This is a genomic window from Rhizobium sp. B230/85 (genome assembly GCF_019355735.1).
GTDB classification, from domain to species: Bacteria; Pseudomonadota; Alphaproteobacteria; order Rhizobiales; family Rhizobiaceae; genus Rhizobium; species Rhizobium rhododendri.
Map to the genome: position 1 here is coordinate 220,052 of NZ_CP072157.1, position 26,221 is coordinate 246,272.

Sequence of the window (26,221 nt, forward strand, 5' to 3'; positions counted from 1 at the left end):
GGGCGCTGGAAACCGTTGAACCTAGAGACTCAAACCGTCGCGAATGCAGCGGAGGTCCATCAATCAAATGGTCCTTTCCTGTGTTTGCTATTTGCCGCTGGCCAATGCTCGGTCAAAATGGGCTTGGATCGCGTCGAGAGAAGGCAACTGCTCAGGCGGGCTCTTGAAATGGCGGGGATAAGTAGCTCGGGGCATTCCGTGCTGACGATCCTTTACAAACCCGCGTTGTTCACAAAGACGGCTCTCGCTTGGCACACGTACCTTCGTGGCGAGCTGGCCTCCAAGACGCTCGCGTTTAGTCTGACCCGGTCGGCTACGCATGCTTCGAATGCGATACCTAGGCGCATCCAGCATGCGCTTCATGTCGCCGCAAGATTTGAAGTCTGAAGCCGAACCCTTTTGTTTCGATTATGCCTGCATAAACAATAAAATGGAATGTTTGTGTAAAAACTAAGTATTTCGATGAGGATAAATTAGAGGATTGTCGCCTATGATGCGTTTCTTGAGGTTGAGATCATCAACCTGAATTTACTAATACGCGTCCTCATTGATCAGAACCCATCGGCCCATTCTCTGCGTCCGATGGACATGATCCGCCAAGGCTGGCTCTCGAGTTTGCGCCAGGCGTCGCAGCAATGGGCAACGATATCGTCGTAGGATTTGAAGATGCGGTTGGAAAGCCAGTTCTCGCGCATGAAGAGCCAGAGATTTTCAACCGGGTTCAGCTCTGGCGATTTCGGCGGCAGCGGCAGAATAGTGATGTTGGTGGGGACAACGAGTGCGTTGGACATATGCCAACCGGCCTGGTCCATGATGAGGATGGCATGTGCGCCATCGGCGATGTGACGGGATATTTCTGCCAGATGCTGGGTCATTGCGTGGGTATCACACCACGGCATGACGAGAGCGGCGGCCTTGCCGAGCTTGGGGCAGATGGCACCGAAGATGTAGGCGGAGCGGGTTCGCTGGTCATGCGGCGCGAACGGCCTTGAGCCTCGCTTTGCCCAGCGACGGGTGATCTTGTTCTTTTGCCCTATCCGGGCCTCGTCTTGGTACCAAATTTCTATTCGTTTTCCTTGTGCCACTCCGCTCGCAATCTCTGCCACTGCGGCGGGGAAGTTTTTTTAAACTCCTCAATGGCTTGAGGGTCCTGCTCATGATGTTTCGGTCGCGCAGCCAGCTTGCGATAACCAAGGGCACGCACCTCCCGGCTCAGCGTCTGTTGGCTCACCGAGACACGAAAATCTTCCCAGAGCCATTGGGCCAGATCACACAGCCGCCAGCGCACGACCCCGTCGAGATAGGGCGTCGGACCCCGCTCAATGGCCTTTGCCAGTGCGGCCCGCTGAACATCGTTCAACCGTGACCGGGGTCCTGGAGCCTTGCCATCGATCAGCCCCTCGGGGCCATTGGCATTGAACCGCAAGACCCAATCGCGCACGATCTGCAGCGTCACATTGCCCAGCCGCGCCGCATCCGAGCGTGAGCCTCCCTCATAGATCGCGGCAAGTGCCAAAAGACGACGTGCTTGAGCCGCATGCTTGCTTTGGCGGGCCAGACGCCGAAGACCTTCCGCGTCAAAATCTGCACGTAATGAAATCGCCGCTCCCATCGCAAACCTCCAGTTTGTGCCAGAGATTCAGATTCATCGCCTTTTGGGAAGCCCAAGAGTCGAACTCAGCGAGGGCGCGTATAAGCTCCGGATCTAATAACCGTAGGTGCGAAACAACATGATTGACCAGCTTTCCATATTAAAAGAATCGATACGGAGCAATTTCGACCAAATCATATCGCCTGCGTCCAGCACCTGCGGCGAAAGCGTCGCTCTGCTATCAGTTTCCGAGTTCACGATCCTCCAAGCGAATGCAAGCTTCGCCCGCCTCCTGGGCTGTGCAATCGCGGACATTGGAGGCAAAAGTCTTCTCGATTTCTGTTCATTTTCCCTCGAGGATGTTTCGCGCGACCTATTGGTCACCAACGCATGCGCCGTATCCGATAGCGTCCATGTGAACACCGTCGTAAGAAGGTCGGATGGCACGGTGATCGATGTTGAACTTTGCCTGACCCATCTTCGGCTGGCAGAAGGCCGCTATATAAACGCTGTGCTACGCGATGCCTCGAGGAGAAAGGCAGATCAGCGAGCAATCGCCGCTAGCGAGGCGAAATTTCGGGCATTGTTCAACTCAACCCGTCGTCTTGTGGCGATACTGACACCCGACGGCCGCAATGTGGAAACGAACCCCATCGGTTATGCCTTCACCGGCCTTGACGCGGAGCAGACGCGAGCACTGTATTTTTGGGAGGGTCACTGGTGGGCCAATGACGAAGAAAGGACGCGCATCAAAGCAGCAGTGGAAGCGGCAGCGACCGGCGCTTATGTCCAGTTCGAGGTGTCGCAGCGGGGGAGCGACGGCAAGCTCTATGTCAGTGATTTTTCCCTGACGCCAATTTTCGATGAGGATGGTACGGTCGCTTTCCTTATGCCGGAAGCTAATGACATAACGGCGTTAAAAACCACTCAGGAGGAGTTGGTACGCCGCGAGCGAGAAATCCGCTCGCTAGTCGAACATACGGCCGACGGCATTGTCCGCTACGACCGCAATTTCCGGAGGGTGTTCATCAACCAGCCCATGGGGTTTTTCAAGGGGGCCTCGGCTGATCGGTTCTTTGGAACGACCCTAGACGAAGTCTCCACGTTACGCGAGTTGCCCGCTTACAAGCGCCATCTAAGATCTGTCTTTGACACAGCAAAGAGTATTTCGTTTGAAATCCGGTTTACTTTGCCGTCCGGATCTGATGGCCTCGCGGAGGTCAAGATGTCGCCTGAGTTCGACAGCGCAGGCGCCGTCGAGCATGTTCTCGCCGTCACACACGACATTACGGAGAGAGCCCAGAGCAGCGACCGTATCCGGCATATGGCTTACACAGATCCGTTGACAGGCTTGCCGAACCGCACATCGTTTTCCGAGCGTTTTGCCGCTTTGACCTGTCCGCACCAACAAGTCTCACCCAAATTCGCTTTACTCATGATTGATCTTGACCACTTTAAGGTAGTCAATGACACGCTTGGGCATGCGGCGGGAGATGAGTTGTTGGTGGGAATTGCGAGCCGCTTGCAGGCAGGGCTTATGGAAAGCGACATGCTGGCGCGTCTTGGTGGAGACGAGTTCGCTATTCTCATTGACAAAATTGATGACCGTTCCAAAGCCGAAGAGGTCGCGGAACGCCTGCTTCTTGGCCTTCGCGCACCCCTGATCGTGCTCGGTCGCGAGTTGCTCGTATCTGCCAGCATCGGCATCGCGATTTTTCCTGATAATGGGGACAGCACTGAAACGCTGCTTTCCAATGCGGACGAGGCGATGTACCAAGCAAAGCGTGACGGTAAGGGTAGGTTCCGGACTTCTTCGCGCGATGTTTTCCAAGCAAGCGCGTGTAGGTTGGCCTTGTCGACCGGCCTGCAAACAGCCTCGTAAAAGCCCGGCGGGGGTGTAGCGAAGTGCCTTAGGAGCTGCAGTCATTGCCACCTAACGCTACATACGGCGCGACGACCATTCGATAAACCTGCGGAACCCGAACATTCAAATGATTAATTTGAGATGTTCCGATACCACGAGGCCGGCAGCTCCCCGCAGAGCGGTGAAGCCTTCTCCGACCCCATTGGAGACGATTGTTATTTCTTGGTTGGGACGCTTGGGGACGAGGTCCTGAACATGTTGCTTTATCAAGTCGCATAGATGCAACCCGCCGGTCGCCGCATCCCCGTGAAGAATGTAGAAATTGAGCGACATCGTCTGCTGTAGGTTAGCTATTCCCACGGCGATGTTGCGCGCGTATCGATCCAGGAGTTCACGTACGGGCACAGCGCCGGTCTCCGCCTCGGAAACGAGCCGGGCGCTCGTTATCTCTTGAGGATTGTCCATCTTCATTCTGGCAGCTTCGTCCCGGAGCCAGGAGAGAGCGGCGATCGTTTCCCAACATCCGCGCTTGCCGCAATTGCAAAATAGTCCGTCAAACTGGACGATCGTATGACCAAGCTCGCCGCCGGAGCCGGCCAAGCCGCGATAAACCTGCCCATTGATGTAAAATGCGCCGCCCAACACCTCTCCGGTGTAAATTGCCGCAAAATTTTGCTGCCCTCGTCCTGGGCCGAACCACCGGTCGCCGACCAACAGCGCACGGGGATGATGATCAATCACCACCGGCAGGCCAAAATGAGCGCTTAGGATGTTCACGAGCGGTAGCCCGGTTAGAACAGGCGCAAGACTTACCGTAATGATAATGCCGTTGTCGCTGTCAATCATACCCCCGGCAGCAATGCCAATGCCGAACGGCGGTTGAGTTGTTTCGGCTAGCGTCTTCGCCAGTGTTTGTATCATGGTCGCCGTAAAGGCCTCCACCTTACCATCGACGTCGAAGCTTGCCCTCTGAAGAGCGGAAATCTCGCCCGTCAGTGTTACAAGGCACGTTTGTATCCTGCCAGGCAGAAGTAGGACAGCAACCAGCATCGGCGCTCCTGGATTAAAAAACAGGGGACGCGCCGGCTTTCCACCTTGGGCGGGTGAGCGCGTGGCCCTGCCCTCCACCAAAAGGCTCTCGGCAATCATGGGTTGCACGATGCCAGTGACCGTCGTTCGGTTGACGCCGGCTTTTCTTGCCAGATCAGCGCGGCTCGTAGGGCCATTATCGTAGAGGGCCTGCAGAATCCTACCCCGGTTAATGGCACCCACGTCCGAAGACGAAACAAGCATCATACCATTTGCTGATGCTCCTTGATCCGGCATGTCCGACTTAGACGCGCGCAATCCGTTCAGGCTCTTGCTCTGGTTTTCCAACGCCACTTTATAGTCCCTGTTGATGGCTGCGGTTACAGAAGTTGCGCAGCTCGTTTCGCCGTTTTCATCAGACTTCTAGATGAAAGACCGAACAAAATAAAATCGTGAAGTTGTTCGACGGAGGCTACGTACATTCCGGGGGCGCCACATAAATCACCATTGACACATATCATATGTTTGTGCGAAGTCCAAACATATGGCACTCAAAGAAGTGCGGACAAGATAATGCGGGATCATAGCGGCTTTGCGACGTCAGATCATGCAGGAGCATGATCGCGCGCTCAACCGCACCAATAAACACTGTGGAGAGAAGCATGAAATTTGATACTATGTCAGTGTCTCGTCGCAATCTGCTCAAGGGCGTTTCGGCAACAGCACTTGTTTCGGGCGTGCTTGGTTCTCTCGCAGCTCCTCGGGCGCAGGCACAGGACGTCACCAGCGTCAGGGTGCTGTCGGTCGAAGATCCCTTTTTCTTTTCGATGAAGGCGATGATCCCAGATTTCGAGAAGGAAACCGGCATCAAGGTGGAGCTCGAAAGTCTTTCCTATGATGCGCTGCAAGCTCGCTTGGTCTCGGCCTTTGTCGCCAAGACGTCCGATGCTGACGTCATAGCGGTCGATCAGATGTGGCTCGGGCAATATCTCGACAACGGTTGGATCGTCTCTCTCAACGACTACATCGCCAAGGACAAAGATATCGACCTTACGGACTTCATCCCCGAGGTGCTTTACTCCTCAAACATGTGGCGCGGCCAGATCGCAACGCTTCCGGTGGCCGCCTATGCGCAGGGGGTCATGTATCGCAAGGACATGTTCGATGAGTTCGGTATTGCCGCTCCACCGACGGACACGTCCGAAGACTGGACCTGGACGGCCTATATCGACACTCTAAAGAAGCTGGAAGGCAAGCAGTTTTCTGGAAAGCCGGTCTATCCGACGGTCGTGTGCGGTTCTCAGCCGTCGCCTATCGTTCACATGTTCACTCAGATCTCGACCAGTCATGGCGCTGGTTGGTTCAAGTCCCTTCCGAGTCAGCCCTGGAATTTCGAGCCGACGCTGTCGGGCCCGGCTTGGGAGAGATCCATCGATGTCTACCGCCAGCTCTACAAGCTCTCTCCACCCGAAGCGATCAACTATGTCTGGTTCGATGCTGGCACGCGTTTCGCCAAGGGCGATATCGGCATGTTCTACTGGTGGACGCCCTATTTCTACCTGGTCAAGAACTCCGGTTATATGACCGGCACAAAATCCGATGTGATGGATAAATACGCGGCCGCGGCACTGCCAAAAGCCGATGGCGTCAAGCAGACCATCAGTGTCGGCGGGTGGAGCCTCGGGGTACCGGCAAGCTCGGTCAAGCAGGCTGCAGGCTACGCCTTCATCAAATGGGCGACCTCCAAGGCCACCCAGAAGAAAATGGCCCTCTGGCCCGACCTCAACTATCAGTTCTCCGATTTCGCTCGCGCATCGCTCTATGAGGATAAGGATCTAAAGGCGGTCTATCCGTATCTCGATGTGCAATTCCGAATGATGAAGCAGGGCAACGGCAAGGTCACGCGTCCTCCGGTCCCCGGCTATACCGCACTTGAGAGCGTCTTTGGCTTGACCCTCAACCAGCTTCTGACGGGTTCGGACGCGGCGGCGCCAGCGTTGGAACGGACCAACAGCCTGTTTGCCAGCATCTCGAAGGGGAATTTCATGATCCCTTACCAGAAGGAAAGCTACGACGACACCCTGGATAGCGCTAAAGCCCTGATCGGAAAGCTCGGCAAAAGCTGATAGCTTTCGTCTTCCGGCATCACGAGCATGATGTCGGAAGACGTGGACGCTCTGACACAGGACCCTGAGATGACCACGATGACTGCAAATCTGCCAGCCGCAGCGGCTGCCGGGCGGCGAAGCTTCGTCCGCCGTAACCTTCCATACCTGCTGATCGCGCCTTCGGTCATCATGCTTTTGGCATTGATAGCCTATCCGCTTCTGTTTGCGCTACGTTCGAGCTTCTACTTCTGGAACTTCCAGATCGGGCCGGAACCGCAAGCTTTTGTCGGCTTCGAAAATTATGTCCAGGCGCTGAACGCTTTCGACTTTCGCGACGCGCTAGTCAACACGCTGATCTTGTCCTTCCTCGGCACAGCGTTGGAGTTCATCTTTGGGCTGTCGATTGCCTTGATCCTGCTTCGGGCGCTGCCCGGCATGAACGTCGTGCGCGCGCTCCTCATCCTGCCGACGACAATTGCCCCTATCGTTGTCGGCTTCCTGTTCCGCTATCTCTATGACCCGAGCGGTGGCCTCCTGACATGGCTGTTGACGTCCGTGGGCCTGCCGATCCCACCACAAGGACTGCTGGGCTCGCCGGCAACCGCACTGTCCGCGGTCCTGTTTTCCGATATCTGGCAATGGACGCCCTTCTTCGCCATCGTCCTTTATGCCAGCCTCCTGTCGGTTCCCGAGGAGATCGTTGAGGCAGCGCGGCTTGATCGCGCCTCTGCATGGACAATTTTGATGCGGATCAAGCTGCCATTGATCAAGCGCACGGCTATCATCATTGTAATGCTGCGCTTCATGCAGCTCTTCAACACTTTCGACACGGTCCTCGTGCTGACCCGCGGTGGCCCCGGTACCTCGACCAGAACTCTTGGCTATTCGCTTTACGAACAGGGTCTGATCAATTTCAACATTGGCCTCGTCAGCGCGATGACCTGGATCACGGTCCTGATCGTCAACATCATCGTGGCGCTCTACGTCTTCTTCGCCTTCCGAAATGAGGAGTGGTAAAATGACATCCGGCAAAAACATTCTCTACACACTCCTAACTTACGCGGCTGGACTGTTCTTCCTTGCGGTCTTCATCGGTCCCATTTTGTGGTTCGTTGCCCTGGCGCTCCGTCCCCCAGAAAGTGCCTTTGCAATGCCGCCGCAGTTTACCTTCTCTCCCACCCTTAATGCCTTCCGACACATTCTCGTTGACCCTGGCACAAACGCACCGCAGCTCTTCAACAGCCTGGTTGTCGCCATTGGCGCTGTCCTTCTCAACCTGCCGTTTTCGATCCCGGCAGCCTATGCGCTGTCGCGCTTCAGGCTCAAGGGCAAGAAGAACATCATGTTGTGGTATCTCGGCTTGTTGATGGCGCCGCCTATCGCCTTTCTTATTCCCTATTTCATCCTCATGAACCGCATCGGGCTGACGGGATCCTATCTCTCTATGGTGCTCGTCCTGCAGACCATAACCATTCCTTTTTCGGTCTGGCTCATGAAGAGTTTCATCGATGAGGTGCCGGTAGAACTGGAAGAGGCAGCGCGCGTCGATGGTGCCAGGTGGTACACGATCATGTGGCGCATCACGCTTCCGATTGTTCGCCCCGGCATCATCGTCACCTCTATGTTCGCCTTCGTCTTCGCCTGGAACAATGCCGCATTTCCCCTGGTGTTGAGCTCACGGTCGACGGCAACGCTTCCCATCGGAACTCTGGGATACTTTGCGACCAGCGGGGTGACCTGGAACTACATCGCCGCCGCTGCCGTGGTTGCGATGATTCCTCCGATGATCATTTTCCTCGTTTTCGATCGCTACGTGGTACGAGGCCTCACCTTTGGTTCGGTGAAGGGCTGATTGCCACCTTCAATGGAGTAAAAACTGACATGACCAAACTGCGAATGGGCGTTATCGGCGCCGGCCTTTGGGGCAACAATCACGCTCATACTTTCAACGTGCTGCCCGAGACCGAACTTGTCGGCGTATGTGATATCGACGAAGGCCGGGCACAAAAAATGAAGGAAAGCTCAGGCGCATCGGTGGCCTTGACCGACTACAATGCGCTGATCGCCCGCGATGACATTGACGCAGTGTCTGTGGCCACGCCCGACTTCACCCACACACCGATCATTCTTGCCGCCTTGAAGGCGAACAAGCATGTGCTTAGCGAAAAGCCGTTAGCAACCACCGTCAGGGAAGCAGAGCAAATCGTCGAAGCCGCCGCCGCCTCCAAGGGCAAGCTGATGATCGACTTCCACAACCGCGTCAACCCGATTCTGGCGCAGGTCAAGACCATGGTCGAATCCGGTGAGATCGGTTTGCCCAAGCACGGCATGACCCGCCTGTCGAATACCACCTTCGTGCCATTCGACATGTTGAGCTGGGCGTCGAAATCCTCAGCCCTTTGGTTTCTGGGCAGCCATCTCGTGGACATTCTGCGCTTTGTACTTGGCGATGAGGTCGGCCGCGTCTATGCGGTCACCCGGGACGGCACGCTGAAGGCCGGCGGCGTCGATACCAAGGATTTCCATCTGTGCATCCTCGAATTCAGCAAGGGCACGGTGGTCACCATGGAAAACAGCTGGATCCTCTCGCGCGACAACCCGTCTCTGGTCGATTTTAAGCTGGAGCTGGTTGGGGAAAAAGGCCAGATCCAGGCCGATCCCACCCACAATGGCGGCCTGCGACGCATGGTCGAGGGCGGTTTGCGCTACTCCGATTATATCGGCATGACGCCGACCGGTTCCACCCGCATCGGCGGCTTCGTGCTGGAATCGATCGGCCGCTTCGTTGATTCGGTCGTGCGTGGGGAACCGCTTCTGGCCGATGCCATGGACGGACTTGCCAATACCAAGATCCTGGCAGCCATTGAGCAGTCGGCATCGTCGGGACAGGCTGTCGATATCGCCTAAAATCACATTAGGTCAGGTCTGCGCTTTTAAGGACGTGACCCAGACCATCATGAGACGCAGGAGTTTTCAGTCATGGCATCCTTGGCCTTCGACGGGGTCGGCAAGACTTATACGGACGGAACAGTCGCCGTCGCCAATGTCAGTTTTACGATTGCGAATGGTGAATTCGTCGTGCTCGTCGGGCCTTCGGGCTGCGGGAAATCGACCTTGCTGCGCATGGCCGCAGGGCTGGAGCTGCTCAACAGCGGCCGGTTGATGATGGATGACACCGATGTCACCTTCAAAGAACCCCAGGATCGCGATATCGCCATGGTGTTCCAGAACTATGCGCTCTACCCGCATATGACCGTTTACGACAACATGGCTTTCGGCCTTCAGCAACGCAAGATGCCAAAGGAGAGGATCGAAAAGCTGGTGCGCGAGGCAGCCGAAATGCTCGATCTCACACGCTATCTTCAGCGCAAGCCCGGCGCCTTGTCTGGCGGTCAGCGCCAGCGCGTCGCCATGGGACGCGCCATCGTGCGCCATCCGCTCGCCTTCTTGATGGACGAGCCGCTGTCCAATCTCGACGCCAAGCTGCGCGTCCAGATGCGCGGCGAACTGAAGCTGCTCAACGAACGACTCGGCGTAACGACCCTCTATGTTACCCATGATCAGGTCGAGGCGATGACCATGGGCGACCGTGTCGCAGTGTTGAAGCCGGTCGGAGATGCAAGCGAAAGCAACCTGCAGCAGATCGATACCCCGCAGATGCTGTACGACCGTCCTGCCAATCTGTTCGTTGCCGGTTTTATCGGCTCCCCGGCGATGAATTTCGTGCGTGTCGATCTCTCGAAAGAAACCGGCGGCCTCGTTGCCTCGGTTGTGGGGACCGGGGCAAGGATCAAGGCTCCGGACAGCGTGGCACTGGCCAGTTATATCGGGCGCCAGATTGTTGTCGGCATCCGGCCGGAAATGTTTCAGGTCTGTCAACCGCAAGAAGCGATCTTCAACGAGGCCGTGCCTGTAGCCGAAGCGCTCGGGGCGGACACGTTTGTGTTCTTCGACATCGACTCACCACCGGGATGTCAACGAGGCGTCCGAGATCGAGAGCCTGACGGCCAAAGGCAAGAACCGGCTGGTTGCCCGCATTCCGCCGGCAATGACCCCGCAGCCTAAAGAACGGCTGCCGCTCACTGTCGAGTTTGGCAAGCTTCACTGGTTTGATCCGTCTACTGGTCTCGCGATCCACGACTGATCAGACGCCCACTCAAAATCGTAACAGACACTCTTCTCCGCTTGGCGCGGTGAGGACACCAAGAGGTATTGCGATGTCACGACCGCAGGATAGCCAAACCTGGAACGAGATCTTCGCCCAACCAGCGATCTGGGAAAAATGGGGCAGGGACCTGGCGCCACGCGCCAAAGAGATCCGCGACTGGATCGTCCGGTTACAGATCAATGAAATCGTATTTGCAGGCGCCGGCACCTCAGCCTTCATCGGTGAGATCCTTTCGGTCGCCAAGCCCGGTCCAATCCGGCTCGGGGCTATCCCGACCACCGATATTGTCGCGTGCCCATCTTCAAGCCTGCGCAATGACCCACGGCTCTTGGTGGTGCAGTTCGGCCGCTCGGGTGATAGTTCCGAAAGCATCGGCACGCTCGATCTGCTTGATGGCCAGTTTCCCAGCGTCCAGCGCCTCAATATCACCTGCAATCCGCTTGGTGCGCTTGCAACTCGCAAGCCAGCAGGGCAAGGCGAGCACCAAAGCATCGTCTTGCCTGAGGCAACCCATGACACTGGCTTTGCCATGACATCGAGCTTCACGACAATGCTATTGTCGGCGCTGGCTTGCATTCTTCCGGAAGACGAGATCGGCGAGACACTGGCCACGCTTTCCGATGCAGCTGGCAAGATCCTGGAGGGGTTGGCCGCTTCGACACCACCAAGGCCAGAACGTGTCGTCTTTCTCGGTTCGGGTGCCCTAAAGGGTGTGGCCCGAGAATCGGCGCTCAAGGTCCTTGAACTGACGGCGGGCCGCACGGTCACGTCCTGGGACAGCACGCTTGGCTTTCGCCACGGTCCAAAGGCTATCCTTGGCGGCAACGACCTCGTTGTGGTCATGATCCATCCGGACCCCCACACCGCTTTGTATGACTGGGACGTTGCGCAAGAAATCAAAGAGCAATACCCCGATGCGACGGTGCTAACATCCGGCGGTCATGGATGCGACCTCGTCGTGCGGCAGTTTAAAGATGCGCGCTGGGAGGCCGTCCTGCATGTTCTCGCAGCCCAAGTCTGGGCCGTCACTTGGTCAGGTGCGTTAGACCTTAACATCGACAATCCGTTCGCGGGCAAAGGCAATCTTTCCCGTGTGGTCTCCGGCGTGACCCTGTATCCGGTGCAGCCATGATATCGGGAGGCATCGATATTGGTGGTACGAAAATCGAGGCGCGTTTGTTTGCGGCCGATTTTACCACAATCGAGAGGCGCCGCCTGGCGACGCCAAAAGATGATCTTGCTGGATTCATGGCGGTTCTTGTCGACCAGGTCGAATGGCTTCAGAACGTCTCTCGTTCGAAGGCGCTGGCAGTTGGCGTCGCGTTTCCTGGGTTGATTGACCCCGGCACGAAACGCGCCTTCACCTCGAACTTGCCCGCTGGTGGACACGCCATTGAGTACATACTTGCTGAAAAGGTCGGTCGCTGCCTTCCAATGATCAACGACTGCCAGGCCTTTGCCTTGTCTGAGGCAAATGGAGGTGCCGGCGATGGGTTCAAGACCATAGTGGGTCTGATCATGGGCACGGGTGTCGGTGCTGGACTGGTGTCGGGGGGCGCGCTCGCCGAACGGCTCAACGGTTCCGCCCTCGAAATCGGCCATGCCGGCGTGCCCCAGCGCACGCTTGCGCCGCGAGGCCTGCCGCTGTGGTCTTGCGGCTGCGGCAAGCAGGGGTGTTTCGAGCAATATGTCTCTGGACCAGGTTTGGTCGCGCTCAGCAAGTTTCGGCTTGGGGAGCACGTGACACCGCCAGAACTTGTAAAGCGGGCAAACAATGGTGAAGCAAATTGCTCGGCCGTGCTCACCGAATTCATCGAGATCGCAGCAGAACTGCTGCTCCTGATCCAGCTTAACCACGATCCGGACTGCATTGTCATCGGCGGCGGTCTTTCGGCGATCCAGGGCCTTGGGGAGCAACTGTCGGACGCTCTTGGTGCCCTACGGTTGGGCGAGATGCGGCCGCCAGCGCTCCGCATCGCGCGTCATGGCGACAGTTCGGGGGCCCGCGGCGCCGCGATGTTAGCAAAAAAAATTATGGACGAGGCATAAATGGAATCCATCGATTTGAAGCGCGGCATTGGTCGCAACGGGCTATCCCAGTCCTTCGCGTTTACGAGTGTCTGCGAGGCCCATCCAGATGTCCGGGAGGCGTCGATCTCTCTTGCCGGAGCAATGAAGCTGCCGCTTGTCGTTGGAGCAACAGGCAATGAAGTAAGACAGCACGGCAGTTTAGGGGTCATCCCATGACGCGGCTGATTGCGCCGCATTACCTCTGGCACGAGAGTCAGCTCTGCGAAGGCATGGCGGTCGAAATCTCAGGCGGCAGAATAACGCGAATGCGTCCGCTCAATGACGGTGAGACCCCCGATCTGCGGATACATTTCCTCGGTCCAGCACTGACCGACCTTCAGGTCAATGGAAGCGGCGGAGTGATGCTGAATTCGAACCCGACAGCCAAAGCAATTGCGCATATTGTGGAAACGCAACGCTCGCTCGGGACAGGTTGGGTGATGCCGACTCTGATCACCTGCGAGCGCGAGGTCATGTCACAAGCCGCAGACGCTGCTGTAGATGCCTGGGGCGTGGAGGGATTTCTCGGACTTCATATCGAAGGTCCGCATCTCAACGTCGAGCGCAAGGGCACGCACAATGCCGCTTGCATCCGGCCGATCGATGATGCAACACTGTCACTCCTTGCGCTGCTACGCTCATCCGGCATACCCGTTATGCTGACGCTGGCGCCGGAATGTGTTGACGCCGACACCATCCGTCGCATCGCCGATATGGGTGTAGTCGTTTCCGCCGGTCATAGCGCGGCAACGGCTGCGGAAACACGTGCAGGGCTGGCCGCAGGGATTAGTTGTTTCACCCACCTCTACAATTCCATGCCCCCGATGCAGTCGCGAGAGCCTGGAATTGTTGGCGCGGCCATTAATTCCGATGGGTTCGCCGGCATCATCGTCGATGGCCATCACGTGGATTGGAGTATGGTCGCTCTGGCCTGCAGGGCGCGTCCGCGCAATGGGCGCATGTTCATGATCTCGGATGCGATGGCGACCATCGACGGACCTGATCACTTCGAGCTTTATGGCGAGACCATTTATGTGCGGGACGGTGCGCTGGTCAATGCTGCCGGCTCTCTCGCCGGCGCTCATATCGACCTTGCAGCATGCCTTGCCAATGGCGTCAGAGAGGTCGGATTGCCGCTTGCAGAGGCATATGAGATGGCCGCGATGGTGCCGCGTGACGTCATGCAATTGGCACGACCGGGCCTTGAGGCAGGCGTTCCAGTGACCGAGGTCATAGCCCTCGACGAACAGCTGCAACGTCAGGCGCTGTGAGTGCCATTCTGCAGGTCTTTCCCATGAACCTGCCGTACTTTTCCAGAGGATCAGTTCCATGAGCTACGACACCAACCCGTTCTCAACATCCGATTCTGATCGCCATGCGATATGGGAGATGCTGGTGCGAAAAGATATTGACGGGTTTGTCGCACAAGACTGGTCGATTTTCACCGACTGTTTCAAGTATGACGGGTTTGCCGGCTTGGATGCCAAAGGTTCACTTGACCCCGCTGATTGGGCCCTGCGATTCCCCACGGTCGAGGCCTACCGCGTTGCCTGGCTCGAAGATGCCCTCCGATCGGCTACGACGGCCTATGCCGAAGATCGGTGCCTCGCGCTCTTTCGCGCTACCAACATGCTCGACATCCGCGTCGATGGCGCAACCGCAATTGCCCGCAAGACGTTCGACGACGCCATTGCAATGGTCCATGGTGGTTCGGAGACGCTCAACTGGCAGTCCGTCTTTTTCTGCGCGAAAACCCTTGGCATGTGGAAAATTACGGGGTTTATTGGCTTCCTGCCATTCTGATCTGCTGACCGTGCCCAAGTCGCCGCACTAACGCTCGAGCATCTAGGCGGAACGCAGTTGCGCCTACATTCTCAGGGCGATCTAGGCGGTTACTTCCTCCCGGTTGCTCAAACGCCCAGATCAGGGTAGCGACGCCTCGACTTAGGAACCGCAAATGCGTTTACCTCCGCGCCCGTGCGAAGCCGCTAACGCGGACGAGAGACGAATGATTGCAAACCCTATGTTCCTGTTGGGTAGCTGGCGGCACCAGTTGGGCATTAAGGCCGTCCTTTCAACACAAAGCCCAGGTCCTCTACCGGGCATCGGCCAACGATGCCTTTTTGGCCACGACAACCGATGTGGGCGGCGGCGGTGAAAGCGCGAAACGTTCGATGGGGCCGACCAGCAGTCAGTAGCTGACCACAGCGCAAATCACATGAATTCCGACGTAGAGCAGAGCTCCGTGGAACGAGCCTGTGCCCTGGATGATGTAGCCGATGGCAACGGGAGTGATAATGCCCCCCACGCTGCCCGCTGCGTTGAACAGCCCCCCGGTCAGTCCGATCGCCTCTTTTGGCGCGGTGTCTGCCACGACTGTCCAACCAAGTGCCCCGAACCCCTTTCCGAAGAACGCTGCGCACATGATCGCCACGACGATGAAATTCACCTCGGTGTAATTGCAGAGGATGATGCTCGCACTCAGTCCGAGCCCGAGTGTGATCGGTATTTTGCGGGCAAGGCTCAGCGATCCGGTCCCGACGAAGCAGCCAATCAGAAAAGAACCCCGTCGTTACTCCGCCTATACAGCCGAAGATCGCTGGCAGGGATGCCACGAAGCCGGCGTGAAGCATCGAAAAATGTCGAGCTTCAACAAGATAGCTTGGAAACCAAGAGATAAAGAAGGTCGATAGGGAAGCGATGCAATATTGCGCCAAGAAGATCCCAACAAGCATCCGGTTTGTCAAAATCTGCTTGATGGCCTGACGGGTTGCGAGCGGCGGCGGGGCGTCGGCCGCCGGTTTCGCACCAACATCGGTCAAGGCGCCCCGCGATTTGATGTAGTCGAGCTCGGACTGCGAGACTCGCGGATGTTGGCTGGGCGCGAAATAAGTCAGAAGCCCGCGTTCCAGCAAACCATCCGCTGCGGCCGATCCGTGCCATCGTAGACGAGGCGCTGGAGGTTCTGTCCCCGGATTTGTAGTGACAGAATCCGGTACAAATTTCGAAGAATTGGGATCGAGAACTTCTGACGTCGTGAGCGCCTGATGAGCTTCTCAGACAAACAGACGTCTTCAAGTCATGCGATGCAAGAAACAGCCACCGGTTCAGCGACAACGTGGGTTAGACACGCATGTGCCATCTCTACCGCAACATAACCCAACAAATTAGAACATTCGAAAACAGGTGTCCTTGATACGATCCAAGCAAGCCCATCCCGAGGCTGAAGAGGACTCCCAAAATGACTTTCGAGCCAGATGCCAAGTTACCCGTTCAAGGAAGTCTTTCACGGGTAAATGCACTCGACTTAAACGCGGAAAGAGTTTGGACGTACCAACACACGATCGATCTTGGACAGCATCCGCGCTTCGCACTTTCGGGCACATGGATCAGGTTAAGCGCCTGTGCTCTTATCATTGGCGTATCGTCCGCAGCGGCCTATACCACTCAGTGGCACGGAGCCGCCAATCCGCCTGCCGCAAGACCAAGCATCCACACTGCTTCGCTGCACGGGGGCGTCAAGCCTACAGGGCTGATGGCTGCTATCGATTCTTCGCCAGCGCGCGGGGCCAGCACCTCGCCTTTCCCCCTGGCGCCTGTGGTCGCTATTCCATTTTCAAAACCGGCGAACTACGCTTACGACAAAATTGCCTCTCCACGCGCCAATAAACCAACTTCCCCGATCAAGAGACCTTCTAATCTCGAGGTACTCAAGGAATGTGGTTCAAAATGTCAAAGGCGAGATCACCAAGCCGTAGGTTCAATCCGGCACGGTCAGGTTTCCAACAACGCGCTACTGACGAAGGGCGATGAGGCCGGTCGAGGCTTTCGCCCTCTTCAGCAAGCTCAATATGTGCTGGAGCAAACCGCTGCTGTGCCTTGGCTGGCGATCGAGACGGGTCGCAACGCCATTAGGTCTATCGCGGATCTGGATTGAGCAGCGCGCGGATTGGCAGCGCCACAATCCGTCGCGTTGCACCGCCGCCGCAAAGCTCGAAACAAAACCGAATAAGATCGAACACACCGTTGAGCTGAGAACAGCTAAGCTCATTTCATAAAAAGGAGTAGGTCTGTGACGCTGCACTCAGATGTTAAATACCGTAACCCAATCCTCGTCTTTCTTGCTAGTGGATGGAATCTAACGCTTGGTGCCCGCGTTTAACGGCGGCGATGATTTTGTCGGGATCGGCGGTCCAAGTGAAGGGCTTTGGCTTTTTGTTGTGCTCAACGAGGAAACGGTTGATGGCGGCCTGGAGATCGACGACGGAATGGAAAACGCCGCGTTTCAGACGCCGCTTCGACAGCCTGGCGAAGAAACCCTCCACCGCGTTGAGCCATGAGCTTGAAGTCGGAGTGAAGTGGAAGGTGAAACGCTCGTGACGGTCGAGCCAGGCTCTCACCTTGGGATGCTTGTGGGCAGCATAGTTGTCGAGGATGACGTGGACGGCCTTGTCGTCCGGCACCTGGGCGTTAATGGCGTTGAGGAAGCGGATGAACTCCTGATGACGATGACGCTGCATGTTGCGGCCGATGACGGTGCCGTCGAGCACGTTGAGGGCGGCAAACAGCGTGGTTGTGCCGTGCCGCTTGTAGTCGTGGGTCATGGTGCCGAGCCGACCCTTCTTCATCGGCAGGCCCGGCTGGGTGCGGTCGAGCGCCTGGATTTGGCTTTTCTCATCGACCGACAACACGACGGCGTGGGCTGGCGGATCAACATAGAGGCCGACAACGTCTCGCAGCTTGTCGACGAATTTCGGGTCGTTGGACAATTTGAACTGCCGCCACCGATGAGGTGCGAGGCCATGCGCTTTCCAGATACGCCTGACTGCGCTGGCGCTGATGCCGGCGGCCGTCGCCATCATGTCGGCCGTCCAGTGCGTCGTCTCGCCCGGCGGATCAGCCAGCGTCAGGGCCACCACACGCTCGGCGACATCGGGTCCGAGCCGCACAATACGCGACGGCCGCGTCTTGTCGCGCAGGAGACCCTCGACGCCTTCTGTGGCGAAGCGCTCTTGCCAGCGCCATACGCAGGTCTTCGATTTGCCGGTCTGGCGCATAATCTCGACAGTCCCGACGCCATCGGCACTCAGCAGGATGATCTCGGCCCGCCAGACGTGCTTTTGGGGCGCATTGCGATCCCTGGTCAAGGCCATCAGGCGTTGGTGATCTGTTGGCGAAACGGTGAACGATATTCCTGTGCGCATGCGCCAGACTCGCATGCCAACCCAGCAAATGGAATCCCATACAGGACTCTTATGTCAGGCGGTAACCACTAGAAATGGGGCGGATGTAATTTTATCGCAGCTGAAGACCCATGGATATATGGCCGTTGCTGTTTACACCATCCCCGAACTATTCGACGCACTGCGCTCTGGCGGTTATGCTCTGGTCGTGACAACGCGTCCGGGCATAGCAATGGTTCGCAATATAAAGCTCACCCCGGTGTTGAACCTGGAGGTCTTTTTCTACGATGTAATCCTTGGTGACGGCAGTGTCCACGCTTCAAAGCAATTCGACGGCAAAGCGTTCATGGAGCGTATTCGAATTTCAAACGTTCCTCGGTCCACGCGAAAAAGCTCCCAGCCTGATCTTTCTAAATCGGGTCGCAACCTCAGAAAAGCTCGAAGGACAATTGTTAGATGGTGGCGTGCTGCAAAATCTTCGTTCTGCAATCGCGCACCTGTCGGCGAGAAGCAATGAACAGCATCAGAAACAAGATGCTGGCGGAAAACGACCATGGTGAACATACTGCGCAGGTGCAGCTTTAGGCGAAGCATCAAGAAGCTTTAGAAAATCGATTTTGCGTCTCCTTCGACTTTGGATACGTTACCGATTTCGGCACTGAAGCGGGAGTTTCTACTGTATGGGGTATGTATCGTTGTGTTCTGGGCGATAGGAGCGGCATCAATAAGTGGATACGTGATTACGGCACTATTTCTCCTTGTCACCGTCGGGCACGTCGGCAAATGCTGGTTTTGCCTTCTATAGCGGAATTAATGATAGCGTCCTGTTGCGGCGCTACGCGTCAGCGCTGCTACTCACTGCATTCTTTCGCCTGGTGGTCGGGAGAGCTTACGACAATCAACGGTTCTCATCGGCATTGAGAAAAGCGGCGAGATCAATCTATCGTCGTAATTCGAGGCATCCTCCCCACCTCCAACAACATATCTCAACATCTTCAAATGTAATTTCATGCAACAGCCGGCGGCTTTCGCGGTAACTAGTGAGAAATACGCTGAGATTGTACATGCAGCTTGAGGCGTCGGATCGTTAACGCTCCTGATGTATCGAGCGCGACAAGGGCAGTCGGGCGCGGAAAACAAAACGAAATGACTAGCTGCGTGCCTGGTGGCATAATGCTGGACTCGCAATTCAGTCAAAGGCAGAATACCCCAATATGGCATATGAAATGGCGATCTCTGATCAGACCAACGTGCTCGTCGTTGAAGATGACTTAGCCATCGCCGACATGCTTGTTGAGCTGATTAGGGGAGGCGGCTTCCAAGCAATGTCTGCAGGCAGCGGCGCGGACATGGACAAGCTTTTGCTTCACCATTCTTTCGACCTTATCGTGCTTGACGCAATGCTTCCCGGTGAGGACGGGTTTAGCATTTGCAGACGGCTCCGTTCGTCAAGTTCTCTGCCAATACTGATGCTAACAGCGATGCGGGAAGACATTGATCGAGTTCTGGGATTAGAGCTTGGAGCTGATGACTACGTTACCAAGCCATTTAATTCGCGTGAACTGATGGCGCGGATCAAAAGCATCTTGAGGCGAAGCGCACGCGGACGGGAGGTTGAGCCCGATCTTGCCCCAATGACGTTTTCAGGCTGGCGCATCGACCCGAAAAGTCGACAGCTACAAGATCCGGATGGGGTGCAGGTATCCATGACGACAGCCGAATTCGAAATCGTTCTGGCATTCTGCTCCCATCCAAACAAGGTGCTCAATCGCGAACAGCTCCTTTCAATGACACATGCAGGATCTGCTGGGCCAGTTGAGCGCAGCATTGATGCACACATCAGTCGCGTGCGACAGAAGATTGAGCCAAACCTGAAAGATCCGACCTTTATCAAGACCGTCCGGCTTGGCGGTTATTTATTCGCATCTCGGGTTGAGCGGGTAATTTGAGAAACCTTCGAAGAGCCTCCATACAACGGCAGATACTCATTCTAGCGACTTTGCTCGTTATTTTGGTTTCGATAGTTGCCATGTTTACAGAGCCTTTCATTTACGGCCGGCAAGATCGCGAGTTTCAGAATGGGCTGTTCGCCGGGCGAGCAGAAGCACTGTTCCTACAGTTCAAAGGTGCTAAAACACTGCAGCAAGAGGATGCTGTTCTTGCTGCGGCGGCGAGCATGGATGTTGCTGTCGAAAGTTTGCCCGCGGAAGAGCAGTTAACCTGGCAAGGAAATATCTCTTCCCATGAAGAACTCGTTTCGCGAGCTAAAGCGCTAACGGCCGGAAATATACTGACATCAATCAAGCACTTGTTCTCCGGGCAAGCCAAGCCGAATGTGCTGGCCGTGCGCGTTGATTATGGGCGTGTTCTGGTTTTCCGGATACCAGTGTTTCCCGCTGAAGTCTGGTTTGCGCCGGCCGTCGCCAGCGGGCTTTTGAAGATTGTAGTTCCTTTGCTTGTTCTTGCCTATTTTAGCGGCTTGCTGATCACCAACCCTTTGCGGCGGTTCGCGGCCGCGGCAAAGCGTGTGAGTATGGATGACGATACTCATGAGCCGTTTGAAGCGGACGGCGCATTGGAGATCCGCAGCTTGGCGGAATCGCTGAACGTAATGCGTAACAGCATCCAAAGCATGGTAGAATACCGTACCCGCGTTCTCAGCTCCGTAGGGCATGATCTAACAGGATGCGGAAAAAGGCCCTTGCTGTGAACGGACTGCCATGATTCCATGCCTGAGTGATTGGTCGGCAGGAGCAGGACATGCGCGGTAATGATATCCAGACGGCGGGTTTGTTTTCTTATGTGAGCTGCGAAGCCCGGGTTCCGACAAGCCATCCGCTGCGGGCGATCCGCGCGATTGTAGACGAGGCGCTGGAAGTTTTGTCGCCGGATTTCGAGGCGATGTATTCAGCGATCGGCCGTCCGTCGATCCCGCCGGAGAAGCTGCTGCGCGCTCTGTTGTTGCAGGCCTTTTACACGATCCGCTCGGAGCGTCAGCTCATGGAGCAGATGGACTACAATCTGCTGTTCCGCTGGTTCGTCGGCTTGTCGATGGACGCGCCGATCTGGGACGTCACCGTGTTCACCAAGAACCGTGAGCGGCTCTTGGCTGGCGATATCGCCGCCAAGTTTCTGGCCGCGTTGCTGAGCCAGCCGCGGGTGAAAGCATTGCTGTCAGACGACCACTTCTCGGTGGACGGCACCTTGATCGAAGCCTGGGCCAGCATGAAGAGCTTCAAGCCCAAGGACGACACAGATGGTGGCGACACCGACGGCAGCGGCTCTGGCGCTGAAGAGAAACAGCCGCCAGAAGCCAAAGGCCGCAACTCTGAGCGCGATTTCCACGGCGAGAAGCGCAGCAACGCAACCCACGCATCGACCACCGACCCGGACGCCAGGCTTTATAAGAAGGCCCGTGGCCAGGCGGCCAGGCTTTGCCACATGGGCCACGTCACCATGGAAAACCGCAATGGTTTGGTTGTTGACGCCACGCTGACCCATGCGACCGGAACCGCCGAGCGCGAGGCGGCACTGGATATGGTGGGCCGCATGGATGGTCGTCATCGCATCACATTGGCTGCAGACAAAGCCTACGATACGGCCGATTTCGTTGCTGCCTTGCGGGACGCAAAGGTGACGCCACACGTCGCCCAAAACACGACGAACCGACGCTCGGCCATCGACGGTCGCACCACCCATCACCCTGGCTACGCTGTCAGTCAGCGCATTCGCAAGCGTATCGAGGAAGTGTTCGGTTGGGCCAAGACCAGCGGCGGAATGCGTAAGACCCGCCATCGTGGAAAGGATCGCGTCGGCTGGATGTTCACACTGACAGCCACCGCTTATAATCTGGTGAGGCTGCCAAAGCTGCTGGCGACAGCCTAATCGCGCCCGGAATCCGCCGAACCAGGCGGATGACGACAAAATGGGCCGACAACGGCCGCTGAAAAAGCCTCATCACGGCCTGTCTTCGAGCCGTCTAGCCAGGATCGGCGGAAAAATCGGCGCTATTTCCGCGACCTGTTAAGAACGCCGCTGACCCGACTGAAGATGCGTATCGAGCGTTGCTCCGAGCCCGAACTCAGGCATCTTATGCTGGCCGATGTTACCACATTGGCGTTTATGGTGGACGAATGCCTGGCATATTTTAATGATCCGTCCGATACGGAGAAAGCGCGTAAAGTCGACCTGTCCAGTCTGCTACAAACAATCGCTTCCGACTTTCAAGATGCAGGGATTGATGTTGATTATATAGGTCCCAGAAAATTGACCCACACCTGCAAGCCTCAAGCTTTGACCCGCGCTTTGACAAATTTAATTGAGAATGGATCCCGCTACGCGGCACGCATAGAACTGAAACTCAATACGAATGATCAGGGTGAGGTTGAAATTCTCGTTTGTGATAACGGCCCCGGCCTACCGGACGAACTCAAGGGAAAAGTGTTGGAACCATTCTTTAAGGCAGATGAATCCCGCCAAATTGGCGCAAAAAGAGGGCTTGGTCTTGGTCTTACGATCGCTCAAGGTATCGTGGTTAAAGGCCACTCCGGTCGCTTCTCTCTTTCGGACGGCGTGCCGCACGGCCTAATGGTTGTTATATGCCTTCCGGTTGTCCCAAATAGAAGCTACCATACAGTTGGGGCTGCGACCGAATAAAAGGCGCTCGCGAGAGGCTTGGGCGAATTCGGATTAAGATTGGCAGGCTTTGCTGAATTTGGGGTTGAGGGGGTGCTGTTGCACGATGTGATATATTCCTGCCATGACAAACAGGTTGTATTGACAGGTAACGATTCGCACTCACACGATTGGCGACCGGATAATTGCTTTAACAGGAGTCAGTCTTGAGGCACATTGTATTGGCGCCGTCGACCACCGCGCTTTTGGTCATCGACCTGCAGGAAGGCATATTGCAAAGAGCACTTGCGCCGCACTCTTCTGAAACTGTGGTGACAAATGCTGCAGCTCTCGCCAAGGCGGTCGCGTCATTCGGCGGTTTGACGGTTCGCGTCAAAATGGACTTTTCCAAACTGCCGGGCCAACCGACAGACGCGCAGAGTCGGATGCCAGACCCGCTACCACTACGTTTTACCGAATTTTCGTCGGCTGTATGCAGCTTGAGCGGACCTGTCGTGACCAAGCGCCAATGGGGCGCGTTTCACGACACTGAATTAGATATATTGCTAAACAGGGGCGGTATCACAGCCGTCATAATAGCTGGGATTGCAACAAATTTTGGTGTCGAAAGCACAGCACGCGAGGCGTGGCAGCACGGGTACTCAGTCATTATTGCGGAGGACGGATGCTCAAGCCTAAGTAGAGAAATGCACGAGTTTGCAGTCCACCGAATTTTTCCAGTAATCGCGCGTGTGCGATCAACAGGGGAAATCATTCACTCGATCAACGAAGCGCAGCGGTAAATCCCTCCGTCCCGTGATCAGGCGTTTTTCGCGATTTACGGAGGACGAACCAATGTGTAGAAAGCATCTAGTCTTTCGGCGATTAAGGTAATGCGGGTAACAGGTTAGGCGTTTGACAGGAGATCAAACTGAAAGTTCAAATTCTCGCAGCCGAAAAGTCTGTAGTTTTGCGAAATCCGGGAAAAGAATCTGAGCAAATCCTATGTCAGGATAATGCCCCAGACGCGCAAGTGACCATCACCAGAGTGACCATGAAGCCAGGCGCAGTTTCAGCTCGACATAGTCACCCCAACTCAGAACAGACTTGGTTGATAGAAGCTGGCCAAGGAATGCTGTTGCTTGAAGGCGACCAATCCATCCCTCTCAGTGCCGGTGAAATCGTTAGGACACCGCCATGCGTCGTTCATGGTATTGAAAATACTGGAGAGGGAGCCTTGGTTTATCTCGCTATCACCACGCCACCAGAGGACATGGGGAAGTACTACGAAGGGTAGGCAAGGCGCACGCTGAGGCTGGGGATACATACCCCCGTAGTGGGCAACATCTTACTCCCAACGTATGTAGCTCGGCGTTTTGAACAGATTACGGTGTCGTGCTGCCACGCACCCGGACTGCCGGGAAATGCACAAACTTTCCGTCGAACATTTTTGAACATTTCAAATAACACCGCAACATTCAGACAAATAAGTTGGCAACGGCAGAGATGCCATCGACCTTGGAGCCAACATTTGAAAACCCTATTATTCGCCATTTCGCTAGCCGCGTTGTCTTCTATCATATCTGGGTGCACCACAGCAGATCCGACGCCCTACACAGGACTTGCATCTAGGTCCCAGCTTCGCACAAACACCGAGGACAAATCTGGTCGGGTGCCGTACCGCTTCTCAACCACCGTTGACTGGCGACAGTACACCAAGATCATCATCGATCCGGTCACGATTTACCGGGGTGAAGACAATCAGTTCGTCAAGCTCACAAACGCTGACAAGTCGGTCCTTGCCGACTACATGCAGAATGTCTTTACGGCGCGACTCAAGACGAGGTTTGCAGTTGTCAAGAGCCCTGGTCCCCAAACCGTTAGACTGCACCTGACGCTGACCGGGGCGAAGGACACCACACCCATTCTCGGACCGCTCTCACATTTGGATGTCGGCGGCGTCGTGGTAAACACTGCGCAAGCCGTTCGAGGCCGGGAAGGGACAATGGCTGGGTCAGTGAGCTACGCCGTTGAGATTTACGAATCCAGGACCAATCGTCTGTTGTCTTCTTACGTCACCAAGCAATATCCGATGGCAATGAACGCTGGTGCGACGTTTGTGCGCTTGAAGGGTTCAAAAATTGGCATCGAAAGGGGCGCAGACTCTCTAATTGATCAAATGGCAAAGCCGCTAGTGATGCCTGAGAATTAGCAGCGGCTAATCGTTAAGCCGTTGATGGTCGTACTTGAAATCGCCAGCGATAGTGTTTGTTTGAATATGGCGTCCTGGTGCCTCCACCCGCTGAATTCAGAAACCTTTTTCTCATCCAGAAAACGATACTGTCTCGTTTGTCTTGTTTTTGGTTGATGTGGCCTGAATTCTCTTCATAAAGTTTCACCTGGGGACATTCCATGTCTTTATCTATGTCAGTAACGCGGACTGCATTATGGGCGTGCGTCGCCCTCTCGTTAACGGCCTGCAGCAATGAGGATGCCACTAAGAAAGCCGTCGCGGCGCCACCGACGCCTGTGTCCGTTGTAGAGGTGAGGCCGCAAACTCTACCGGTCGTCAGTGAATTGCCGGGGCGGGTTGCCTCGATGGTTACTGCTGACGTCCGCCCGCGCGTGACTGGGCTGGTGCTGAGGCGGGTTTTCGAGCAGGGAGCTGGTGTCAAACAAGGTGACCTCCTTTATGTGATTGACCCGGCTCCATTTCAGGCCAAGGTTGATTCAGCTCAGGCAGCTGTTGACAGCGCGGTAGCTGCTCGAAAATTGGCCTCCCAAAAGTCAGACAGGCAAACACAGCTTCAGCAAAAGGGCGTTACCAGCGCAGATGACAGTGAAACGGCAATCGCGTCGCTGGCCCAGAGCAACGCAGATGTTTCCCGAGCGGAAGCGGATTTGCGCTCGGCCGAGCTCGACCTTCAGTATACGCAGGTCAAGGCTCCCATCACCGGCACGATCGGTCGCGCTCTCATCACCGAGGGCACGTTGGTCAGCCCAACCTCAGACGTGATGGCGACAATCCAACAGATTGATCCGATCTACGCTGACTTCACCCAGCCCGCCGACACATTGATACTGTTACGAAATGCTATCAAGACGGGTCATCTTAAGGAGGTGGGTCGGGAGAGGGTAGCCATGAAGCTCGTGACGGAGCAGGGCAGTGCGTACCCACACGAAGGCAAGCTGTTATTTTCGGAGGCACGCGTGAACGCCCAGACTGGGCAACTGATCCTCAGAGGCGAGTTTCCAAATCCGGAACACAATCTGCTTCCAGGCATGTATGTTCGCTCAAAACTCCAGCAGGGTTCCCTGGAAGGCGCATTCGCTGTTCCGGAGCAAGCAGTGCAACGCGATACTGCCGGAAAACCTCAGCTATATATTGTCGACGCTAAAGGGAAAGTCGAAGTTCGCAACGTGACGCTCGGCTGGATTGTTGAAGGCCGCTGGGTTGTCGTCAAGGGTTTGGCAACTGACGACAGGGTCGTGGTGGAAGGATTTCAGAAGATTGCCCCCGGCACGTCTGTCAAGGCAGAGCCATGGCCCGGGATAGCCTCGACAAGCTCCGCCGCAAAGAAGGAGGGATAATTC

The 26,221-nt window shown here is 56.1% G+C and carries 24 protein-coding genes and 2 pseudogenes; 21 read left to right on the plus strand and 5 right to left on the minus strand.

From position 1 onward, the window contains the following. Window positions 1–551: 551 nt before the first annotated feature. Window positions 552–1,612, minus strand: a protein-coding gene (locus tag J5289_RS19230) for an IS630 family transposase (RefSeq protein WP_374108560.1) whose coding sequence is annotated in 2 segments (ribosomal slippage) — window positions 552–1,082 and window positions 1,085–1,612 — 1,059 coding nt in all. Because the reading frame shifts where the segments join, the coding sequence is not laid out codon by codon here. 118 nt (window positions 1,613–1,730) lie between these two features. Between J5289_RS19230 and J5289_RS19235 the strand changes: the two genes are divergently transcribed. Further along, window positions 1,731–3,473 (plus strand): sensor domain-containing diguanylate cyclase, encoded by a 1,743-nt coding sequence (locus tag J5289_RS19235; protein ID WP_209208036.1) that lies wholly within the window; start codon window positions 1,731–1,733, stop codon window positions 3,471–3,473. A gap of 105 nt (window positions 3,474–3,578) precedes the next feature. Here J5289_RS19235 and J5289_RS19240 read toward each other — a convergent pair whose 3' ends face one another. Continuing rightward, window positions 3,579–4,781 (minus strand): ROK family transcriptional regulator, encoded by a 1,203-nt coding sequence (locus J5289_RS19240; protein WP_209186831.1) that lies wholly within the window; start codon window positions 4,779–4,781, stop codon window positions 3,579–3,581. A 365-nt stretch (window positions 4,782–5,146) separates the two neighbouring features. Between J5289_RS19240 and J5289_RS19245 the strand changes: the two genes are divergently transcribed. The 10 genes and pseudogenes from J5289_RS19245 to J5289_RS19290 all read left to right on the plus strand — a co-directional run bounded on the left by J5289_RS19245 (window position 5,147) and on the right by J5289_RS19290 (window position 14,633). Next, the gene (locus J5289_RS19245; protein ID WP_209208037.1) at window positions 5,147–6,610 is read left to right on the plus strand and encodes an ABC transporter substrate-binding protein; all 1,464 of its coding nucleotides are present in this window, start codon (window positions 5,147–5,149) and stop codon (window positions 6,608–6,610) included. A gap of 78 nt (window positions 6,611–6,688) precedes the next feature. Then, window positions 6,689–7,609, plus strand: coding sequence for a carbohydrate ABC transporter permease (locus J5289_RS19250; protein ID WP_209208040.1), 921 nt, complete (start codon window positions 6,689–6,691; stop codon window positions 7,607–7,609). Window position 7,610: 1 nt separating this feature from the next. Then, window positions 7,611–8,444: a carbohydrate ABC transporter permease gene (locus J5289_RS19255; RefSeq protein ID WP_209186820.1), complete on the plus strand. Its 834-nt coding sequence runs from the start codon at window positions 7,611–7,613 to the stop codon at window positions 8,442–8,444. Between the two features lie 29 nt (window positions 8,445–8,473). Continuing rightward, complete coding sequence (locus J5289_RS19260; protein ID WP_209208038.1) at window positions 8,474–9,499, plus strand: Gfo/Idh/MocA family protein; 1,026 nt, start codon at window positions 8,474–8,476, stop codon at window positions 9,497–9,499. A gap of 72 nt (window positions 9,500–9,571) precedes the next feature. Next, window positions 9,572–10,736: pseudogene (locus J5289_RS19265) on the plus strand (ABC transporter ATP-binding protein). After that, complete coding sequence (locus J5289_RS19270; RefSeq protein WP_247749509.1) at window positions 10,684–11,892, plus strand: phosphosugar isomerase; 1,209 nt, start codon at window positions 10,684–10,686, stop codon at window positions 11,890–11,892. The pseudogene J5289_RS19265 and the gene J5289_RS19270 overlap by 53 nt, the downstream one beginning before the upstream one ends. After that, window positions 11,889–12,809, plus strand: a complete 921-nt coding sequence (locus tag J5289_RS19275) for an ROK family protein (protein WP_209186822.1) — start codon at window positions 11,889–11,891, stop codon at window positions 12,807–12,809. The genes J5289_RS19270 and J5289_RS19275 overlap by 4 nt, the downstream gene beginning before the upstream one ends. Then, window positions 12,810–13,007 carry a hypothetical protein gene (locus J5289_RS19280; protein WP_209186823.1) on the plus strand — a complete coding sequence of 66 codons (198 nt, stop codon included), beginning with the start codon at window positions 12,810–12,812 and terminating at the stop codon, window positions 13,005–13,007. Further along, a complete protein-coding gene (locus tag J5289_RS19285) occupies window positions 13,004–14,101 on the plus strand; it encodes an N-acetylglucosamine-6-phosphate deacetylase (protein ID WP_209208039.1) in 1,098 nt (365 codons plus the stop codon). The genes J5289_RS19280 and J5289_RS19285 overlap by 4 nt, the downstream gene beginning before the upstream one ends. Before the next feature lie 58 nt (window positions 14,102–14,159). Continuing rightward, window positions 14,160–14,633, plus strand: coding sequence for a hypothetical protein (locus J5289_RS19290; RefSeq protein ID WP_247749507.1), 474 nt, complete (start codon window positions 14,160–14,162; stop codon window positions 14,631–14,633). 388 nt (window positions 14,634–15,021) lie between these two features. Here J5289_RS19290 and J5289_RS29345 read toward each other — a convergent pair whose 3' ends face one another. Beyond that, complete coding sequence (locus J5289_RS29345) at window positions 15,022–15,279, minus strand: hypothetical protein (RefSeq protein ID WP_247749506.1); 258 nt, start codon at window positions 15,277–15,279, stop codon at window positions 15,022–15,024. A gap of 91 nt (window positions 15,280–15,370) precedes the next feature. Next, a pseudogene (locus J5289_RS29900) lies at window positions 15,371–15,745 on the minus strand (MFS transporter); the annotation flags it as partial. 326 nt (window positions 15,746–16,071) lie between these two features. On the opposite strand from J5289_RS29900, the gene J5289_RS19300 reads away from it, so the two are divergent. Continuing rightward, window positions 16,072–16,767, plus strand: coding sequence for a hypothetical protein (locus J5289_RS19300; RefSeq protein WP_209186826.1), 696 nt, complete (start codon window positions 16,072–16,074; stop codon window positions 16,765–16,767). Window positions 16,768–16,954: 187 nt separating this feature from the next. Here the strand turns inward: J5289_RS19300 and J5289_RS19305 are convergent, their stop codons facing one another. Then, entirely contained in the window at window positions 16,955–18,034 is a 1,080-nt protein-coding gene (locus J5289_RS19305; RefSeq protein ID WP_111223089.1) for an IS630 family transposase, read from the minus strand. Between J5289_RS19305 and J5289_RS19310 the strand changes: the two genes are divergently transcribed. The 9 genes from J5289_RS19310 (at window position 18,012) to J5289_RS19350 (ending at window position 26,218) form a co-directional block, all read left to right on the plus strand. Beyond that, the gene (locus J5289_RS19310) at window positions 18,012–18,530 is read left to right on the plus strand and encodes a hypothetical protein (protein ID WP_219276606.1); all 519 of its coding nucleotides are present in this window, start codon (window positions 18,012–18,014) and stop codon (window positions 18,528–18,530) included. The two genes, J5289_RS19305 and J5289_RS19310, sit on opposite strands and share 23 nt — an antisense overlap. 697 nt (window positions 18,531–19,227) lie before the next feature. After that, entirely contained in the window at window positions 19,228–19,962 is a 735-nt protein-coding gene (locus J5289_RS19315) for a response regulator (RefSeq protein ID WP_247750863.1), read from the plus strand. Between the two features lie 80 nt (window positions 19,963–20,042). Further along, entirely contained in the window at window positions 20,043–20,723 is a 681-nt protein-coding gene (locus J5289_RS19320; RefSeq protein ID WP_247750862.1) for a HAMP domain-containing protein, read from the plus strand. 50 nt (window positions 20,724–20,773) lie between these two features. Then, window positions 20,774–21,898 (plus strand): IS5 family transposase, encoded by a 1,125-nt coding sequence (locus J5289_RS19325; protein ID WP_209230093.1) that lies wholly within the window; start codon window positions 20,774–20,776, stop codon window positions 21,896–21,898. A 165-nt stretch (window positions 21,899–22,063) separates the two neighbouring features. Continuing rightward, the gene (locus tag J5289_RS19330; protein ID WP_219276608.1) at window positions 22,064–22,669 is read left to right on the plus strand and encodes a HAMP domain-containing sensor histidine kinase; all 606 of its coding nucleotides are present in this window, start codon (window positions 22,064–22,066) and stop codon (window positions 22,667–22,669) included. Between the two features lie 185 nt (window positions 22,670–22,854). Then, on the plus strand, window positions 22,855–23,430 hold the full coding sequence (locus J5289_RS19335) for an isochorismatase family protein (protein WP_209188325.1): 576 nt from the start codon (window positions 22,855–22,857) through the stop codon (window positions 23,428–23,430). Window positions 23,431–23,597: 167 nt separating this feature from the next. Next, window positions 23,598–23,924 (plus strand): cupin domain-containing protein, encoded by a 327-nt coding sequence (locus J5289_RS29905; protein WP_374108603.1) that lies wholly within the window; start codon window positions 23,598–23,600, stop codon window positions 23,922–23,924. A 93-nt stretch (window positions 23,925–24,017) separates the two neighbouring features. Continuing rightward, entirely contained in the window at window positions 24,018–24,839 is an 822-nt protein-coding gene (locus J5289_RS19345) for a DUF3313 domain-containing protein (RefSeq protein WP_307877439.1), read from the plus strand. 212 nt (window positions 24,840–25,051) lie between these two features. Next, window positions 25,052–26,218, plus strand: a complete 1,167-nt coding sequence (locus J5289_RS19350) for an efflux RND transporter periplasmic adaptor subunit (protein WP_247750582.1) — start codon at window positions 25,052–25,054, stop codon at window positions 26,216–26,218. Window positions 26,219–26,221 lie beyond the last annotated feature (3 nt).